Source organism: Brachybacterium sp. AOP25-B2-12 (assembly GCF_052378625.1).
Classification (GTDB): domain Bacteria; phylum Actinomycetota; class Actinomycetes; order Actinomycetales; family Dermabacteraceae; genus Brachybacterium.
Genome location: NZ_JBQSXW010000001.1, coordinates 109131 through 125489 on the forward strand (window position 1 = coordinate 109131; position 16359 = coordinate 125489).

17 protein-coding genes and 3 tRNA genes are annotated in these 16359 nt (G+C 71.9%); 10 read left to right on the top strand and 10 right to left on the bottom strand.

Features of this window, described 5'->3' with window-relative positions:
• Position 1: 1 nt before the first annotated feature.
• Positions 2-1279 carry an aminotransferase class V-fold PLP-dependent enzyme gene (locus ACT3TZ_RS00525; RefSeq protein WP_444581434.1) on the bottom strand — a complete coding sequence of 426 codons (1278 nt, stop codon included), beginning with the start codon at positions 1277-1279 and terminating at the stop codon, positions 2-4.
• 157 nt (positions 1280-1436) lie between these two features.
• On the opposite strand from ACT3TZ_RS00525, the gene ACT3TZ_RS00530 reads away from it, so the two are divergent.
• The 3 genes from ACT3TZ_RS00530 to ACT3TZ_RS00540 all read left to right on the top strand — a co-directional run bounded on the left by ACT3TZ_RS00530 (position 1437) and on the right by ACT3TZ_RS00540 (position 4271).
• Positions 1437-2606, top strand: a complete 1170-nt coding sequence (locus tag ACT3TZ_RS00530; RefSeq protein ID WP_444581435.1) for an MFS transporter — start codon at positions 1437-1439, stop codon at positions 2604-2606.
• 104 nt (positions 2607-2710) lie between these two features.
• Positions 2711-2935 (top strand): hypothetical protein, encoded by a 225-nt coding sequence (locus ACT3TZ_RS00535; protein ID WP_444581436.1) that lies wholly within the window; start codon positions 2711-2713, stop codon positions 2933-2935.
• Between the two features lie 82 nt (positions 2936-3017).
• Entirely contained in the window at positions 3018-4271 is a 1254-nt protein-coding gene (locus tag ACT3TZ_RS00540) for a benzoate/H(+) symporter BenE family transporter (RefSeq protein ID WP_444581437.1), read from the top strand.
• Positions 4272-4287: 16 nt separating this feature from the next.
• Here the strand turns inward: ACT3TZ_RS00540 and ACT3TZ_RS00545 are convergent.
• The 3 genes from ACT3TZ_RS00545 to ACT3TZ_RS00555 form a co-directional block, all read right to left on the bottom strand.
• Positions 4288-4361 (bottom strand) — tRNA-Val (locus ACT3TZ_RS00545).
• A 76-nt stretch (positions 4362-4437) separates the two neighbouring features.
• Entirely contained in the window at positions 4438-4890 is a 453-nt protein-coding gene (locus ACT3TZ_RS00550) for a redoxin domain-containing protein (RefSeq protein ID WP_444581438.1), read from the bottom strand.
• A gap of 7 nt (positions 4891-4897) precedes the next feature.
• A complete protein-coding gene (locus ACT3TZ_RS00555; protein WP_444581439.1) occupies positions 4898-5317 on the bottom strand; it encodes a DUF3052 domain-containing protein in 420 nt (139 codons plus the stop codon).
• A 316-nt stretch (positions 5318-5633) separates the two neighbouring features.
• Between ACT3TZ_RS00555 and aceE the strand changes: the two genes are divergently transcribed.
• The 6 genes from aceE (at position 5634) to ACT3TZ_RS00585 (ending at position 12569) form a co-directional block, all read left to right on the top strand.
• Positions 5634-8378, top strand: a complete 2745-nt coding sequence (gene aceE, locus ACT3TZ_RS00560; RefSeq protein WP_444581440.1) for a pyruvate dehydrogenase (acetyl-transferring), homodimeric type — start codon at positions 5634-5636, stop codon at positions 8376-8378.
• Between the two features lie 92 nt (positions 8379-8470).
• Positions 8471-8794, top strand: coding sequence for a GntR family transcriptional regulator (locus ACT3TZ_RS00565; protein WP_444581441.1), 324 nt, complete (start codon positions 8471-8473; stop codon positions 8792-8794).
• Between the two features lie 96 nt (positions 8795-8890).
• Positions 8891-9838, top strand: coding sequence for an ACP S-malonyltransferase (locus tag ACT3TZ_RS00570; RefSeq protein ID WP_444581442.1), 948 nt, complete (start codon positions 8891-8893; stop codon positions 9836-9838).
• 3 nt (positions 9839-9841) lie between these two features.
• On the top strand, positions 9842-10843 hold the full coding sequence (locus tag ACT3TZ_RS00575) for a beta-ketoacyl-ACP synthase III (RefSeq protein ID WP_444581443.1): 1002 nt from the start codon (positions 9842-9844) through the stop codon (positions 10841-10843).
• Between the two features lie 129 nt (positions 10844-10972).
• A complete protein-coding gene (locus ACT3TZ_RS00580; RefSeq protein ID WP_444581444.1) occupies positions 10973-11221 on the top strand; it encodes an acyl carrier protein in 249 nt (82 codons plus the stop codon).
• A 109-nt stretch (positions 11222-11330) separates the two neighbouring features.
• Positions 11331-12569 carry a beta-ketoacyl-[acyl-carrier-protein] synthase family protein gene (locus tag ACT3TZ_RS00585; RefSeq protein ID WP_444581445.1) on the top strand — a complete coding sequence of 413 codons (1239 nt, stop codon included), beginning with the start codon at positions 11331-11333 and terminating at the stop codon, positions 12567-12569.
• Positions 12570-12672: 103 nt separating this feature from the next.
• On the opposite strand, the gene ACT3TZ_RS00590 is transcribed toward ACT3TZ_RS00585, so the two are convergent.
• The 5 genes from ACT3TZ_RS00590 to ACT3TZ_RS00610 all read right to left on the bottom strand — a co-directional run bounded on the left by ACT3TZ_RS00590 (position 12673) and on the right by ACT3TZ_RS00610 (position 15780).
• Positions 12673-13170, bottom strand: a complete 498-nt coding sequence (locus ACT3TZ_RS00590; RefSeq protein WP_444581446.1) for a DUF3145 domain-containing protein — start codon at positions 13168-13170, stop codon at positions 12673-12675.
• A gap of 111 nt (positions 13171-13281) precedes the next feature.
• Positions 13282-13767 carry a peptide deformylase gene (def, locus tag ACT3TZ_RS00595; RefSeq protein WP_444581447.1) on the bottom strand — a complete coding sequence of 162 codons (486 nt, stop codon included), beginning with the start codon at positions 13765-13767 and terminating at the stop codon, positions 13282-13284.
• Positions 13764-14285: an OsmC family protein gene (locus ACT3TZ_RS00600; RefSeq protein ID WP_444581448.1), complete on the bottom strand. Its 522-nt coding sequence runs from the start codon at positions 14283-14285 to the stop codon at positions 13764-13766. The genes def and ACT3TZ_RS00600 overlap by 4 nt, the downstream gene beginning before the upstream one ends.
• Before the next feature lie 112 nt (positions 14286-14397).
• Positions 14398-14470, bottom strand: a tRNA-Asn gene (locus ACT3TZ_RS00605).
• Between the two features lie 98 nt (positions 14471-14568).
• A complete protein-coding gene (locus ACT3TZ_RS00610) occupies positions 14569-15780 on the bottom strand; it encodes a NupC/NupG family nucleoside CNT transporter (RefSeq protein ID WP_444581449.1) in 1212 nt (403 codons plus the stop codon).
• Positions 15781-15898: 118 nt separating this feature from the next.
• On the opposite strand from ACT3TZ_RS00610, the gene ACT3TZ_RS00615 reads away from it, so the two are divergent.
• Positions 15899-15972: transfer RNA gene (locus ACT3TZ_RS00615), tRNA-Ile, on the top strand.
• 57 nt (positions 15973-16029) lie between these two features.
• Here ACT3TZ_RS00615 and ACT3TZ_RS00620 read toward each other — a convergent pair.
• Positions 16030-16338, bottom strand: coding sequence for a hypothetical protein (locus ACT3TZ_RS00620; RefSeq protein WP_444581450.1), 309 nt, complete (start codon positions 16336-16338; stop codon positions 16030-16032).
• Positions 16339-16359: the final 21 nt, after the last annotated feature.

Genomic DNA, 16359 nt, shown 5'->3' on the forward strand with positions numbered 1-16359 from the left:
CTCACTCGAATCGTCGGAAGAAGTCGACGACGTCGCCCATCCCGGCGATCAGGGCGTCGACCTCCTCGGGGGTGGTGTAGACGGAGAAGCTGGCGCGGGTGGTGCCGTGCAGGCCGTACCGGCGGTGCAGCGGCCAGGCGCAATGGTGGCCGACCCGCACCTCGATGCCGAGGGAGTCGAGCACCTGGCCCACGTCGTGGGGGTGACGCCCCACGAGGGAGAAGGACACGGCGCCGGCGCGGTCCGGTCCGGCATCGGGCCCGAGGATCCGCAGACCGGGAACGTCGCGCAGGCCCTCGACGGCGCGGTTGGTCAGCGCCTGCTCATGGGCGGCGATGGCCTCGCGGCCCAGGGAGTCGAGGTAGTCGCAGGCGGCGGCGAGCCCGACGGCCTGGGAGACCATCGGGGTGCCGGCCTCGAAGCGCGCCGGCGGCTCTGCGTAGGTCGAGCGGTCCATGTGGACCACCTCGATCATCGACCCGCCCGTGATGAACGGCGGCATCTCGGCGAGCAGCTCGTAGCGGCCCCACAGCACGCCGATCCCGGTGGGACCGAGCATCTTGTGCCCCGAGAACGCCGCGAAGTCGACGCCCAGGGCGGTCACGTCGAAGGGCTGGTGCGGCACGGACTGGCACGCGTCGAGCACCGTGAGCGCCCCGACGGAGCGGGCCCTGGCCACCAGCAGGTCCACGGGGTTGACGGTGCCCAGCACGTTGGACTGGTGGCTGAAGGCGAGGACCTTGGTGCGCTCGGTGACGAGCTCGTCGAGGTCGGAGAGGTCCAGACGGAAGTCGTCGCCCAGGGGGATCCAGCGCAGGGTCGCCCCGGTGCGGCGGGCCAGCTCCTGCCACGGGACGAGGTTGGCGTGGTGCTCCATCTCGGTGACGACGATCTCGTCGCCCGCCCGGACGACGAGGTGGTCCGGGACTCCCGGGCCGCCGTTGCCGAGGGAGTACGCCACGAGGTTCAGCGCCTCGGTGGCGTTCTTGGTGAAGACGATCTCCTCGGGACGGGGCGCACCGACGAAGGCGGCGACGCGGGCGCGAGCGCCCTCGTAGGCGTCGGTCGCGGCCTCGGCCATCTGGTGGGCGCCGCGCTTGACCGCGGCGTTGCTCGTCTGGAGGAACGTCGTCTCGGCCTCGATCACCGAGCGCGGATGCTGGCTCGTCGCGCCGGAGTCGAGGTACACGAGCGGCCTGTCGTCGCCCAGGCTCCGATCAAGGATCGGGAAGTCGCGACGGATGGCGGCGACGTCGAGCGGGCTGATCGGAGCGGTCATTCCGAGCGTGCCTCCTGGGTGGACTGCGGTGTGCTGCTCGTCGCGGACGACGGGCTACCAGCATAGGACGCGCGAGTGCTGGGATACCGTGACGATCGCCTCCCTCCCCGGGTGTCCGGTCCCCGCCCGACGCCCCTCCTCGTCGTCAGGAGCCCCGGTGCGCACCTGGATGCGCCTGCAGTACTTCCTGTTCTTCTTCACCTGGACGACGTTCGTCTCGTACTGGGGCCTGATCTTCGCCGACCGCGGATTCGACAGCACCGAGATCGGGCTGTCGATCACCGTCTCGCTCGTGACGCGCTCCGTCGCCGTGGTGACGCTGTTCCCCCTGGCCAACCGGCACCTTCCCCTGGGAGCCATCGCGCGGGTCCTGCCCTGGCTGTGCCTGCTGGTCGCCACGGCCCTCGTGCCCGATGCCGGGTTCACGGGGCTCATGGTGCTCTCGGCGCTCCTGGGGATCCTGTATCCGACCGAGATGCAGGTGCTCGAGACCGCCGGGAGCCTCGGTGCGCAACGCGGCGCGTTCGAGTACGGCCCGGCGCGCATGTGGGGCTCGTTCGGGTTCATCGTGGGCTCGGCGGTCGACGGCGCGATCGCCACCGTGCTGGGCACCGGTGCCCTCCTGTGGGTGTTCATCGGAGGACTTCTGGTGCTCGCGCTCGCGGCGCTGCGGCCGATGGGCGACGAGGTCGTCGCCGCCCAGCGTGCGGGATCGTTCGGGTCCTGGGGGCCGCTGCTGACCCGACCCGTGATCGTCTGCGCCCTCGGTGCCGCGGTGGTCCTGCAGAGCTCCCACGCGGCCTACTACGCCTTCGGGACCCTGCACCTGGACCGCCTGGGCGCGGCACCCTGGGCGATCGCGGCGATGCTGGTGCTGGCACCGCTGGGCGAGATGGCCGTCTTCCGGCTCCTGGGGGGCGCCGCCGCAGGACGGTCGATCGCGGTGCTGCTGGCGGGCGGGGTGGTCGGCTGCGTGCTGCGCTGGACGCTGTGGGCGCTCGTCCCGTCGTGGCCCGTGCTGCTGGCCAGCCAGCTCATGCACGGCCTCACCTTCGGCCTGATCCAGCTCGCCGTGGTCCAGACGCTGCGCCGCCACGTGAGCCCGGAGCTCGTGGGCCCGGCCCAGGGCCTCTATGCCGCGCTCGGCACGGGCGGCGGCACCGCGGTGATGACCGCGGTGGCCGGCCACTATTTCGACCTCTCCCCCGCGCTGACGTTCCTGCTCATGGCGGCGTGCGCGGGGCTGGCCGCGCCGCTGGTGTGGGGCCTCGCTCGGGCGGAGTCCCGCGGTGGCCCCCTGCAGGTGCCGCCGAGGCCGCTCGCCTAGGGTGGTCGGATCCCCGGTCCCGACACCCAGGAGCTCGCCGTGACCCGTCCGTCCGTCCCCGTCCCATCGATGACTCGTTCGTGCCGCGTCTCGGTGGTGGCACGATGAGCGGCGGACTCACCACGTTGATCTCCGTCCTCTTCGGCCTCGCGGTGTTCGGGGCACTCGTCACCACGATCGTGTCGTTGCGCGCACGGTCCCGTCGCGAGGGCTCCGCCACCGCCCCCCGGGAGTCGGCACAGGAGACCTGGCGGACGGCCGTGCCCTGGATCGGCTGCGGTGCCCTGCTGATCATCGTGCTGCTGCTGGCGTACGCGCTCACGCGCTGACCGGGCAGGTGGTGCCCGTCGTCGTGGCCGAGCGGCGGACCCCGCGATCACCGATGCGTCCCGCGGCGCTACCGTCATCGGGGTGACCAGACCCTCCCCCGCATCCGATGCATCCGCACCGGCCTCTCCCGGCTCCGTGACGGCCCCGGTGCTCGCCGGGATCACCTCCGCGCTCGTCGCGTTCAGCAGCGCCTTCGTGGTGGTGCTCACCGGGCTCGCCGCCGTCGGCGCCACCCCGGGGCAGGCCGCGAGCGGTCTGCTGGCCGTGAGCGTCGCGATGGGGCTCGGGTCGATCGTCCTCTCGCTGCGGTTCCGTCTGCCCATCACGATCGCCTGGTCGACCCCCGGTGCCGCACTGCTCGCCGCGACCGGGGCCGTCGACGGCGGCTGGCCCGCCGCGGTCGGCGCCTTCGGGCTCGTGGGCCTGCTCATCGTCCTCACCGGCTGGGTGCGGCCCCTCGGCGCGCTGATGGCCCGGATCCCCGCCTCGATCGCCCAGGCGATGCTCGCCGGGGTGCTCCTGCAGCTGTGCCTGGGTCCGGTGCTGGGGCTGGCCGCGAACCCGCTGGAGGTCGCCCCCGTGGTGCTGGTCTGGCTCCTCGCGATGCGGTTCCTCCCGCGCTGGGCCTCGCCGCTGGCCTTCGCCGCCGCCGCCGTGGTGATCGTCGCGCACGTTGCGGCCTCCGGGCGGGGGGTCCCCCTCGCCGCGCTGGTGCCCCACGCCGAGCTCACATCGCCGACCCTGACCGTGGGCGCCGTGGTGGGGATCGCCCTGCCGCTGTACCTCGTGACGATGGCGTCCCAGAACGTCCCCGGGGTGGCCGTGATGCGGGGCCTCGGCTACGAGGTGCCGTGGCGCCCGACGATGCTGGTCACCGGCATCGGGTCGCTGCTGGCCGCACCGCTGGGCGGCCACGGGATCAACCTCGCGGCGATCAGCGCGGCCCTCGCCGCGGGGCCGGAGGCGGGCCCCGACCGCTCGCGCCGCTGGATCGCGAGCTGCACCTCGGGGGTGCTCATGGTCGTCCTCGGGCTGCTCGCGGCGGCGTGCGCCCACCTCATCGCCCTGGCGCCGGAGGGCGTGGTGCCGGCCGTCGCCGGCCTCGCGCTGCTGGGGACCTTCGTGTCCTCGGCCCGGGCGGCGCTCGCGGAACCCCGTGACCAGCTCGCGGCTGGGGTGACGCTGCTCGTCGCGGCCTCGGGGATCGCGGTCGCGGGTGTCGGGGCGGCATTCTGGGCGCTCGTGGCGGGGCTCGTCGTGCGGGGGGTGCTCGTCTCTCGCCGCGCACCCCGTGACGGCGCCGGCCGGGGTGCGGCGGGCAGGGACGATCGCTGACACGATGCGTGGTGGGTGGGTCGTGAGGGGCTCGAACCCCCGACCTTCTGGGTGTAAACCAGACGCTCTGACCAACTGAGCTAACGACCCCGGTGCTCCGATCGCGGGCGCCCGCAGGGCCCGTGACCGGACGCAGAACCGGCAGGTGCCGGTCCCGCGCAGCGCGTCATGCTCCCAGAACTCCCAGGGCGCGGGCAACTCGGTCCGGATCGCGTCCGACCTCGGGGCTCGCATCCTCCCGCCAGGCGATCCGCCCGTCGGCGTCGATCACCAGGGAGCTGCGGCAGGAGCGCCCCGTGCGTGCATCGAAGGCATCGAAGGTGCTGCTCACCGCGCCATGGGGCCAGGCATCGGACAGCAGCGGCACGTCCACCTCCTCGGCACGGCGCCAGGCCGCCAGGACCGGGGCGGTGTCACAGGCGATCGCGAGGACGGGCACTCCGCGCTCGCCTGCGCGCCGCCACAGCGCGTCGATGCCGGGCAGCTCGGCGGTGCACACGGGGGTGAACGCCCCGGGAAGGAAGATCAGGACGTGACGCACCCCGGCGAGGTCGTCGAGGTCGACGGTGCCGCCGTCGTGGTCCTGCAGCACCCGGGCGCGAGCACCGGGGCCGGGCATCGGCGGATCAGCCCTGGCGGGAGGCCAGGCGGGTGCCGGACCAGTCCTCGGCCAGGCTCACCGAGCTCATGGCGCGCAGGCCCGCGACGTCGGCGGACTCCTGGATGGTGGCCGGCAGCACATGGCCGTCGCGGCGGGGCTTGGGCGTCAGCAGCCAGACGGGCCCGCCGGCGGCGAGGGTCGTGAGGGAGTCCACGAGCGCGTCGACGAGGTCGCCGTCGCCGTCTCGCCACCACAGGATCACGCCGTCGACGATCTCCTGGCAGTCCTCGTCCTCCAGATCGTCGTCGATGGAGTCCTCGATCGCCTCTCGGAGGTCCTGGTCGACGTCGTCGTCGTACCCGATCTCCTGCACGATCTGTCCCGTGCTGAAACCGAGCAGCTCGGCAGCCTCACGGGACGGCTTCTCATCGGACGAGGGGGACAAGGGGCGGCTCCTTCCAGGGGCAGCTCGACAGCGGGCGGCGCGCGGACGCGGCCTGATGACCCCACCCTCGCACGATTGCGGCGCCGAGCGCTCGCCCGTCGGGGACGGGCACAGGGTCGGCGCGCCTGGAGTCTAGCGAACTGTGTTTTTCGTGTCACTTGCGCCCGGTGGGGGACGGACGGCCCCCGCGGCGACGGGCCGGACCAACTACGCTGTGGGCACCCGAAGGTCGCGGGTCGCAGTGCGCCCACCGGTGAGCCGGAGCGGCGATGACGCCCAGGACGACCGTCCCTACCCTCGAAGAGAGAAGGACAGCGTGACCGCATACGACACGCCCGGTGCCACGGGATCGGAGCTTCCGAGCCACGCCGGTGACCTCGACCCCGAGGAGACCCAGGAGTGGCTCGAGTCCGTCGACTCGCTGATCGAGCAGCGGGGCACCGAGCGCACGGCGGAGATCGTCCAGAACGTCGTCGAGCACGCACGCCGACGCAACGTCGACATCCCCTACAGCGACAACACCGACTACATCAACACGATCTCGACGGCCCGCCAGCCGGAGTACCCGGGCGATGCAGCCCTGGAGAAGGAGATCCGCGACACGCTGCGCTGGAACGCCGCGATGGTGGTCCATCGCGCCCAGCGCCCGGGGGTGGGCGTCGGCGGCCACCTCTCGAGCTTCGCGTCGATCGCCTCGATGTACGAGGTCGGCTTCAACCACTTCTTCCGCGGTCGCGAGCACCCCGGCGGCGGCGACCAGGTGTTCTTCCAGGGCCACGCCTCCCCCGGCATCTACGCCCGCGCCTTCATGCTGGGCCGCCTCACCGAGGAGGACCTCGGCGGGTTCCGTCAGGAGAAGTCCCACCCGCGCGGCCTGCCGTCCTACCCGCACCCGCGCGCCATGCCGGACTTCTGGGAGTTCCCGACCGTCTCGATGGGCGTGGGCCCCGTCAACGCCATCGAGCAGGCCTCCTTCAACCGCTACCTCCACAACCGCGGCATCACGGACACCTCCGACCAGCACGTCTGGGCGTTCCTGGGTGACGGCGAGATGGACGAGGTGGAGTCCCGCGGGCACATCCACGTCGCGGCCAAGGAGCACCTCGACAACCTGACCTTCGTCGTCAACTGCAACCTCCAGCGCCTCGACGGCCCGGTGCGCGGCAACGGCAAGATCGTCCAGGAGCTCGAGTCGCAGTTCCGCGGCGCCGGCTGGAACGTCATCAAGGTCATCTGGGGCACCGGGTGGGACCCGCTGTTCGCGGCGGACACCGACGGCGCGCTCATCGACCTCATGAACCGCACCCCCGACGGCGACTTCCAGACCTACCGCGCCGAGAGCGGCGCGTTCATCCGCGACAACTTCTTCGCGCGCGATCCCCGCACCAAGGACCTCGTCGCGGACATGTCCGACGACGACATCTGGTGGAAGCTCAACCGCGGCGGCAACGACCCCGTGAAGATGTACGCCGCGATGAAGATGGCGATGGAGCACACGGGACGCCCCACGGTGATCCTGGCCCACACCATCAAGGGCTACCGCCTGGGCAAGAGCTTCGCGGGCCGCAACGCGACCCACCAGATGAAGAAGTTCACGGCGGACGACCTCAAGGCCCTCCGCGACACGCTCAACATCCCGATCTCCGACGAGCAGCTCGAGTCCGGCAGCGTCTACGACGCGCCGTTCTACCTGCCGCCGGAGGACTCCCCCGCGATGCGCTACTTCCGGGAGCGCCGCGCCGAGCTCGGCGGCCCGGTGCCCAGCCGGAACTACGCCCACAAGGCCCTCGAGCTGCCCGGCGACAAGGCCTACGAGGTCGTCAAGCGCGGCAGCGGCAAGCAGGAGATCGCCACCACGATGGCTCTCGTCCGGCTCATCAAGGACCTCATGCGGGACAAGGAGACCGGCAGGCGCTGGGTCCCGATCATCCCCGACGAGGCCCGCACCTTCGGCATGGACTCCCTGTTCCCGACCGCCAAGATCTACAACCCGGATGGCCAGAACTACCTGTCCGTGGACCGCGACCTGCTGCTGGCCTACAAGGAGTCCGCGCAGGGCCAGATCAAGCACATGGGCATCAACGAGATCGGCGCGACCGCGGCTTTCACCGCGGCGGGCTCCTCCTACGCCACCCACGGCGAGCCGATGATCCCGTTCTACATCTTCTACTCGATGTTCGGGTTCCAGCGCACCGGCGACTTCTTCTGGGCCGCCGGCGACCAGATGGTGCGCGGGTTCGTGATCGGTGCGACCGCGGGCAAGACGACGCTCGCGGGTGAGGGCCTCCAGCACATGGACGGCCACTCCCCGATCCTCGCGGCCACCAACCCCGCGGCGATCATCTACGACCCCGCGTACGGGTACGAGCTGGGGCACATCATCCGCGACGGCCTGCAGCGCATGTACGGCGAGGACTCCCGTGACCAGGACGTCTTCTACTACATCACCGTCTACAACGAGCCCCTGGTCCAGCCCGCCGAGCCCGAGGGGCTCGACGTCGAGGGCCTGCTCAAGGGCATGTACGAGCTCGAGGCCGCGCCCGAGGGCGACGGTCCCGTGGTCCAGCTCCTCGCCTCCGGCGTGGGGGTCCCATGGGCCCGCCACGCCCGCGAGCTGCTCGAGCAGGACTGGGGCGTGCGCGCCGCGGTCTGGTCGGTCACGAGCTGGGTCGAACTGCGCCGCGAGGCCGAGGACGCCGACCGCAGCACGTTCCTGCACCCCGACGAGCCCCGTACCCCGTGGATCACCCAGCGCCTGCAGGGCGTCGAGGGTCCCTACGTGGCCACGAGCGACTTCGCCGGGGAGCTGCCCGACATGATCCGCCAGTGGATCCCGGGCGCCTACGGCGTGCTCGGGGCCGATGGCTGGGGCTTCTCGGACACCCGTCCCGCCGCGCGCCGCCACCTGCACATCGACGCCCATTCGATGGCCGTCAAGGCGCTGCAGCTGCTCGCGGCCGAGGGGAAGATCGATCCGTCGGTGCCCCGCCAGGCCGCCGAGAAGTACGAGCTGCTCGACGTCAACGCGGGGCAGTCCGGTTCGTTCGGAGGCGAGTCCTGACCTCCGAGCTCGCCACCGCACGACCCCCGGCCGCTCGGCAGCACGCCCTCACGGGCATCTGCAGGATCGACCGCCACGCGGCCGAACCCCCCGTGCGCCAGATCTGCGACGCCATCGCGCACGCCGTCCAGGACGGGACCCTCGCACCGGGGACCCGTCTGCCGACGGTGCGCGCGCTGGCTGCCGACCTGGATCTGGCCGTCAACACCGTGGCCAAGGCGTTCCGTCGGCTCGAGGAGTCGCGGATCGTCATCACCCGTGGCCGCGCCGGGACGGTGGTCGCACCCCTGGACGGGGTCGCAGGCCGTCTCGAGTCCGCCGCCCGCGACTTCGCGGCGCTGTCCGTCCAACTCGGCGTGGACCGCGTCCGCGCCGAGAGGGTCGTCGTGGCCGCCCTCGACGCCGCCCGGCCCTGACCTCCGGTCACCGCGAGGCCGCCGCACGCGTCCCGCGGTGACCGACGGTCCCCGACTTCCCACCGCCACCGAACCGTCCGACCCCTGGAGGTCACCGTGCTCGTCATCGTCAGCCCCGGACAGGGCGCCCAGAAGCCCGGATTCCTGAGCCCTTGGCTCGAGCGGCCCGGCGTCCCCGAGCGACTCGCCGAGCTCTCCGAGGCCGCCGGGCTCGATCTGGCCCTGCACGGGACGCAGTCCGATGCGGACACGATCCGTGACACCGCCGTGGCCCAGCCCCTGCTCGTGGCCGCCGGGATCCTCGCTCACGAGGCCCTGGCGTCAGAGGTCGAGGGCCCGACCGCGGACCTCCTGGCCGGGCACAGCGTGGGCGAGGTGACCACGACCGCCCTGGCCGGCGTGCTCTCGGCGACCGAGGCGATGCGCCTGGTGGCCGTCCGCGCCCGCGCCATGGCCGAGGCCGCAGCGGTGGAGCCCACCTCGATGGCCGCCGTCGTCGGCGGCGACCGCACCGAGGTGCTCGCGGCGATCGCCGCCCACGGCCTGACACCCGCGAACCTCAACAGCGCCGCCCAGGTCGTCGCCGCCGGGGCCGTCGACGCCGTCGCCGCGCTCGTGGCGGAGCCCCCGACCCGCGCCCGCGTGATCCCCCTGCAGGTGGCCGGCGCCTTCCACACCCGCTACATGGCCCCCGCGCGCAACGCTCTGGCGGCGGTCGCGGCGGAGCTGACCCCCGCGGACCCCCGCGTCCCCCTCGTCACCAACGCCGACGGCCGCCTGGTCACCTCGGGCGCCGAGTACCTCGACCTCCTGGTGGCCCAGGTCGCCTCCCCCGTCGACTGGGCGGCCTGCATGGCCACGTTCCGCGACCAGGGCGTCACGGCGCTGATCGAGGTGGCTCCCGCCGGTACCCTCACGGGCCTGGCCAAGCGCGAGCTCAAGGGTATCGAGCTGGTGGGGCTGAGCACCCCGGAGGATCTCGATGCCGCCCGGGACCTCGTCGCGCGCCACCGAGGCGCCGCCCCCGCCCCCGCGGCGGCCTGAGCCATGGCCGTCACGCTGCGACCGCGCCCCTCGGTCCCCGGATCGCGGATCCTCGCCTACGGCGCCGCCCGCGGGGACGTGCACGTCTCCAACGACGACCTCGCGGGCCCCATCGACTCCTCCGACGAGTGGATCCGCCAACGCACCGGGATCATCAGCCGCACCCGCGCGAGCGCCGGGCACTCCGTGGCCGACCTCGCCCACGAGGCGGCCGCGGAGGCGATCGCGAACGCCGGGATCACGGCCGCCGACGTCGACGTCATCATCGTCTCGACGGTCACGTTCCCGTACGCCACGCCCTCGCTCGCGGCACTCCTCGGTGCCCGTCTGGGCAATCCCGAGCTGGTGGCCTACGACATCTCCGCCGCCTGCGCCGGGTTCTGCTACGGGATCGGCCAGGCCGACGCCCTGATCCGCTCCGGCACGGCCCGCACGGTCCTGGTGGTCGGTGCCGAGAAGCTCTCGGACTTCGTGGACCCCACCGACCGTACGATCTCGTTCCTGCTCGGCGACGGAGCGGGCGCGGCCGTGCTGACCGCCTCGGACACCCCGCTCGTGGGACCGACGATCTGGGGCAGCGGCGGGGAGAACTGGGAGTCCATCCGGATGACCAGCTCGATGCTCGAGTTCCGCGACGGCACCGCACCGTGGCCCACCATGCGCCAGGACGGCCGCACCGTGTTCCGCTGGGCCGTCTGGCACACCGCGGACATCGTCCGGCGTGCTCTCGACGAGGCGGGCCTGACCGTCCAGGACATCGACGTGTTCGTGCCCCACCAGGCCAACATGCGGATCATCGACGAGCTCGCCAAGCAGCTCTCCCTGCCCGACAGCGTCGTCATCGCCCGCGACATCGCCGAGACCGGCAACACCTCGGCCGCCTCGATCCCGCTGGCGACCCACCGTCTGCTGAGCGAGGGCCTCGCCTCCTCGGGCGACGTGTGCGTCCAGATCGGGTTCGGCGCGGGCCTCGTGTACGCCGGACAGGTCGTCGTGCTGCCCTAGTTCCCCGTCCCGCCCTGGGGCCGACGTCCGGACGTGACGCCGGTCGCCACGGCCCCCAGATGACCTCCCCGCGGCCCCTGTCGCGGGTAGTCTTTCCCCAGCCACCGCAAGCAATCGAAGGAGCACCCCATGGCCAACACCGAGAACGAGATCCTCGAGGGCCTCGCCGAGATCGTCAACGAGGAGACCGGTGTCGCCACCGAGGACGTCCTGCTGGACAAGTCCTTCACGGACGACCTCGACATCGACTCGATCTCGATGATGACCATCGTCGTCAACGCCGAGGAGAAGTTCGAGGTGCGCATCCCCGACGACGAGGTCAAGAACCTCGCGACCGTCGGCGACGCCGTCAAGTTCATCGCGGCCGGCCAGGCCTGAGCCGCTCGGGACGCCCGGAGACGCTGCGGCGCTCCGGGCGTCCTCCTTCGGTGGCGGCATCTCGTCCCACCGCCCCGATCCCCGCTCCATCCCCCGGAGGTCCCCCAAGATGTCAGCTTCCCCCCGTGTCGTCGTGACCGGACTGGGCACCGTCAACCCGCTGGGAGGGGACGTCCCCTCGACGTGGGAGGCGGCCCTGGCCGGCACGTCCACCGCCCACACGCTCGACAACGACTGGACCGAGCGCTACGGGCTCGCCGTCGACTTCGCGTGCACGGTGGGCATCGATCCCTTCGACGTGCTGGCGCGCCCCGAGGCCAAGAAGCTCGACCCGAGCGGGCGCTACTCGCTCATCGCGGCCCGGGAGGCCTGGAAGGACGCGGGCACGCCCGAGGTCGACGGGGAGCGCCTCGGCGTCGTCATCGGCACCGGGATCGGCGGGGTCTGGACCATCCTCGACCAGTGGGACGTGGTCCGCGACCGCGGCGCACGCCGCGTCAACCCCTTCACCGTGCCGATGCTCATGGCCAACTCCTCGACCGCGCATGTCGAGATCGAGCTCGGGGCCCGCGCCGGCGCGCACACCCCGGTCTCGGCCTGCGCCTCCGGCGCCGAGGCCGTCGCGAACGCCCTGGACATGATCCGCTCGGGTCGTGCCGACGTCGTCATGGCCGGCGGCACCGAGGCCTGCGTGCATCCGCTGCCCCTGGCGGGCTTCGCGAACATGCGGGCGCTGTCCACGCGCACCGACGACCCCGAGCACGCCTCGCGTCCCTACGACGTGGACCGCGACGGCTTCGTGCTCGGCGAGGGGGCGGCGATGCTGGTCCTGGAGTCCGAGGAGCACGCCAAGGCCCGCGGTGCACGGATCTACGCCTACGTCTCCGGCCGCGGCATGGCCTCGGACGCCCACCACATCGCCGCGCCGTCCACGGACGGGCAGGCCCGCGCGATCCGCGAGGCCGTCGACGACGCCGGGATCGCCGCCACCGACGTCGTGCACCTCAACGCCCACGGCACCTCCACCCCGCTGGGCGACATCGGCGAGCTCGAGGCCGTGCAGCTGGCCCTGGACGGGCAGACCGATCAGCTGGTCGTCACCTCCACCAAGTCGATGACGGGTCACCTCCTGGGTGGCGCCGGCGCCCTGGAGTCCGTGTTCGCGATCCTCGCCGCGCACCACCGGGTCGCACCTCCCACGATCAACATCGAGAACCTCGACCCGACCACGCCGTTGGACGTCGCGGTCAACGCCCCGCGGGAGCTGCCCGCCGGCGACATCGCGGTGCTCAACAACGCCTTCGGGTTCGGCGGGCACGATGTCGCGGTGGTCTTCACGACCGCCTGACGCCGCACGCACGGACGAAGGGCGGGCCTCCGGGATCTCCCGGATGCCCGCCCTTCGTGTCGGTTCAGGGGTGCGCACGCCGCGACCGGCGTGCCGAGGGGCCTCAGACGACCCGCTGCAGCCACCGCATCGCCACGCCCTCGCCCGCGTGCCGGTAGATCTCGAGGTCCTCGTCCCACGGCTCACCGAGCGCCGTCGACAGCTCCCGCTGCAGCGCGCCGGGATCCCGGGTGGCGGCGGCACGCTCCATGCAGCCACGCACGTGGTCCTCGGTCAGCACGATGTTCCCGGCGCGGTCGGTGGCGGCGAAGAAGATCCCGAGCTCGGGGGTGCAGCTCCAGCGGGCGCCGTCCGCCTTGGGGGTCGCGTCCTGGACCACCTCGTAGCGGACCTCGTCCATGCCGCGCAGCGCGCTCGCGAGCCGCGCCCCGGTCTCCTCCCGGCCGCGCCAGGTGAGCTCGGCCCGCAGGAGGTTGCGCCCCACGGGCTGCTCGCGCCACTGGATGCGAACAGGCACGTCGAGGACTCCGCCGGCGGCCCATTCGATGTGCGGTGCGAGGGCTCGCGGTGCGGAGTGGATGTACAGCACGCCCTGGGTCATGACGCCCCTTCCGGTGTCCGATGCGTCTTCCCCAACGAATCGGTGCTCCGGCGAGCAGGGCGTGCGGCCCCGGGATCACGCCCGTGCGGGCGGTCTCAGTGCCCGGTCAGCTTAGAGCCTCTCGCGGATGTCCCGCAATGCGCGCTTGCGCACGGGACGTTCGAGGCCGTCGATGTAGAGATGCCCGTCGAGGTGGCCCACCTCGTGCTGGATCAGCCGGGCGAGGATCCCCTCGCCCTCGAGGGACACGGCGCGGCCCTCGAGGTCGGTGCCCTCGCACCGCGCGAACAGCGCACGGATCCGCGGGTACCAGAGGCCGGGGACGGACAGGCAGCCCTCGTCATCGTCCTGCGTCTGCTCGGAGAGCTCGACGATGACGGGATTGATCATGTACCCCACCTCGTCCTCGATGTGCCAGGCGAAGATGCGCTGGCTCACGCCGATCTGGTTGGCGGCGAGACCCGCGCGCCCCTCGTGGTCCACGGTGTCCAGGAGGTCGGCGACGAGAGTGCGCACGCCGTCGGTGATGGCGGTGACGGGGTCGCACGGCGTCCGCAGGACGGGGTCGCCGATCACGCGGATCGGACGCTCGGTCATGCCGGGTCCTCGGTGGTCGCGGTGCCCTCGGGACCCGCAGGGCCGTCCGACGGTGATGCGACGGGGCTTCCGGCGTCCTGCACCTCGTGGTGGACCTCGACGCCGGGGGCGACGGTGCGCTCGACGGTGCAGCCCGCCGCGATCGCGCGGTCGATCACGCGGCGCAGACGCTCCTGCTCCTCGGGGGAGAGGGCGGAGAGGTCCAGCTGGATCTGCTCGTCGATCCGCTCGTAGCGGTTGGTGTCTTCGTCGGACTGGCCGTGGACCCACAGGCGCATCGCGAAGTCCTCGCCCAGACGTCGGGAGAGCCCGAAGTCCGAGGACATGCCGGCGCAGCCGATCAGGGCGAGCTTGAGCAGCTCGCCGGGGTTGATCTCGCCCTCGCCCTGGCCGATGGGTATCTCGACGCCGCGCTGGTTGCGGCCGATCAGGCGCTTGGTGCCGACGCGGTCGGCCCAGACGGAGCCGGGACCGGCCTGCTCGGGGACGGGGAATCCGGTGTCGGGCAGCGGGGTCATCGGCCCTTCCTCGCCCGGGGCCCGGCCCCGGGACTCGCTCGTGGTGGGCGCATCGTGCCCGGAATGCAGAAGGTGAGCCCCGGACCTGCCGGGACCCACCGTCCGTCTGATGCTCCCGCGACTGGACTTGAACCAGTAACCGTTCGATTAACAGTCGAATGCTCTGCCGATTGAGCTACGCGGGATCGACCTCGTAGACACTAGCAGTGCGCCCCCGTCCCGTGCGAGTTGGGATGTGCCGCGACCGGCGAGTATGACCAAGGCCACGGGACGGTCGCCGCCGTCAGACGACGAGCCCGACGATGGTCGCGGTGATGAAGGAGACGAGCGTCGCACCGTAGAGCAGCTTGAGGCCGAAGCGGGCGATCTGGTCGCCCTGCTCGGGGGCCAGGGACTTCGCCGCGCCGGCGATGATGCCGATCGAGGAGAAGTTCGCGAAGGACACGAGGAACGTCTGGGCGATCGCTGTGCCGCGCTCGCTCAGCTGCACCGGGCCGCCGGGGGCCGCCTCGGTGAAGGAGAGCATCGCGACGAACTCGTTGGAGATGAGCTTGGTGGCCATGAGGCGCCCCACGTCCGCACACTCCGGGACCGGCACGCCGGTGAGGAACGCGAGCGGCCAGAACGCGTAGCCCAGCAGGTCCTGGAACGTGGTGCCCCCGAGCGCCCAGGCGAAGATCCCGTTGAGCAGCGCCATCACGGCCACGAAGCCGATGAGCATCGCCGCCACCGACAGCACCACCTTCCCGCCGTCGAGGATGTACTCCCCCATCACCTCGAAGAACGACTGCCGCGACTGCTCGGGGGCAACGGTCACGTCCTCCTCGGGGGTCAGCTCGTAGGGGTTCAGGAGGTTCACGACCACGAAGGCGCCGAAGAGGTTCAGGACGATCGCGGCGACCACGTACCGGGGCTCGATCATCGTCATGTACGCCCCGACGATGGACATCGACACCGTCGACATCGCCGAGGCGCTGATCGTGTAAAGGCGGTGCGGGGGCAGCCCCGGGAGGATCTTCTTGATCGCGATGAGGTTCTCGGACTGGCCGATCACCGCCGAGGACACGGCATTGAAGGACTCGAGCTTGCCCACCCCCGTGACCCGCGCCAGCACGGAGCCGATCCCGCGGATCACCAGCGGCAGGACCCGCAGGTACTGGAGGATCCCGATCAGCGCGGAGATGACGATGATCGGCGCGAGCGCCGTGAACACGAACGGTGCCGCACCCCCGGCCTCCACATCCACGAGGCCGCCGAACACGAAGGCCACGCCCTCGCCCGCGAAGCCGATCAGGGCCCCGAAGACGCCTGCGATCACCTCGATCACGGCCTGCCCGATCCCGGTGCGCAGCAGCAGGATCGCGAGCACCACCTGGAGCGCCAGCAGGGCGAGGATGTACGGCGCCTTCACGCGGAGCATGCGCAGATCGCGCGAGGGGAGGAATGCGAGAGCGAGGAAGACGACGAGGCCGATGAGACCGATGAGGACGTGCACGGGCGCTCCTGAGGGGGCCGGGGACCCGCCCACCGTACTGGCCGCGCCGTGACGGGGGCCACCCTCGCGCGGCGTGCGCGGGACACCGCCCGGGACCGGTAGTCTCATGGGGCTTCGAGGGCCAGTAGCTCAGCCGGTCAGAGCAGCGGACTCATAATCCGTCGGTCGTGGGTTCAAGCCCCACCTGGCCTACCCCACGGGTGATCTCCGCGCTCCGAGATCCCCTCACGACCTGCATGGCATCGGGACTCAGCGTCCCGGAGCCGCCGTGGGCATCGACGGTGCCGCGCGCCCGACGTTCCGTCGCCCAGCCCAGGTCGCGATGGCGAGCACGATGGCCACGACGTCCAGGACCAGGATCGCCAGCAGCAGGAGCTGGGCCAGCACCCACATCACGTTCCCGTACGGCAACAGCTGCGAGGGGTCGAAGCCCCCGCCGGCCTCGGAGCGGGCCACCGCCGCCTGATCGGCGATCGACCACAGGACGTAGAACGCCCCGTAGCCGAGGTTCAGGGACACCAGGCACATCGCGGCGATGATCGCCGAGGTCACCTTCATGGGAGCCCCTCTCGTCGATGG

Excerpts from the sequence above, each read along its gene's own strand:
- ACT3TZ_RS00600 (WP_444581448.1), bottom strand. The coding sequence starts at position 14,285 with ATGACCCCGCTGCCCGACACCGGATTCCCCGTCCCCGAGCAGGCCGGT.
- ACT3TZ_RS00590 (WP_444581446.1), bottom strand. The coding sequence starts at position 13,170 with ATGACCCAGGGCGTGCTGTACATCCACTCCGCACCGCGAGCCCTCGCA.
- ACT3TZ_RS00535 (WP_444581436.1), top strand. The coding sequence starts at position 2,711 with ATGAGCGGCGGACTCACCACGTTGATCTCCGTCCTCTTCGGCCTCGCG.
- ACT3TZ_RS00580 (WP_444581444.1), top strand. The coding sequence starts at position 10,973 with ATGGCCAACACCGAGAACGAGATCCTCGAGGGCCTCGCCGAGATCGTC.
- ACT3TZ_RS00620 (WP_444581450.1), bottom strand. The coding sequence starts at position 16,338 with ATGAAGGTGACCTCGGCGATCATCGCCGCGATGTGCCTGGTGTCCCTG.
- ACT3TZ_RS00525 (WP_444581434.1), bottom strand. The coding sequence starts at position 1,279 with ATGACCGCTCCGATCAGCCCGCTCGACGTCGCCGCCATCCGTCGCGAC.
- def (WP_444581447.1), bottom strand. The coding sequence starts at position 13,767 with ATGACCGAGCGTCCGATCCGCGTGATCGGCGACCCCGTCCTGCGGACG.
- ACT3TZ_RS00575 (WP_444581443.1), top strand. The coding sequence starts at position 9,842 with ATGGCCGTCACGCTGCGACCGCGCCCCTCGGTCCCCGGATCGCGGATC.
- ACT3TZ_RS00550 (WP_444581438.1), bottom strand. The coding sequence starts at position 4,890 with ATGCCCGGCCCCGGTGCTCGCGCCCGGGTGCTGCAGGACCACGACGGC.
- ACT3TZ_RS00585 (WP_444581445.1), top strand. The coding sequence starts at position 11,331 with ATGTCAGCTTCCCCCCGTGTCGTCGTGACCGGACTGGGCACCGTCAAC.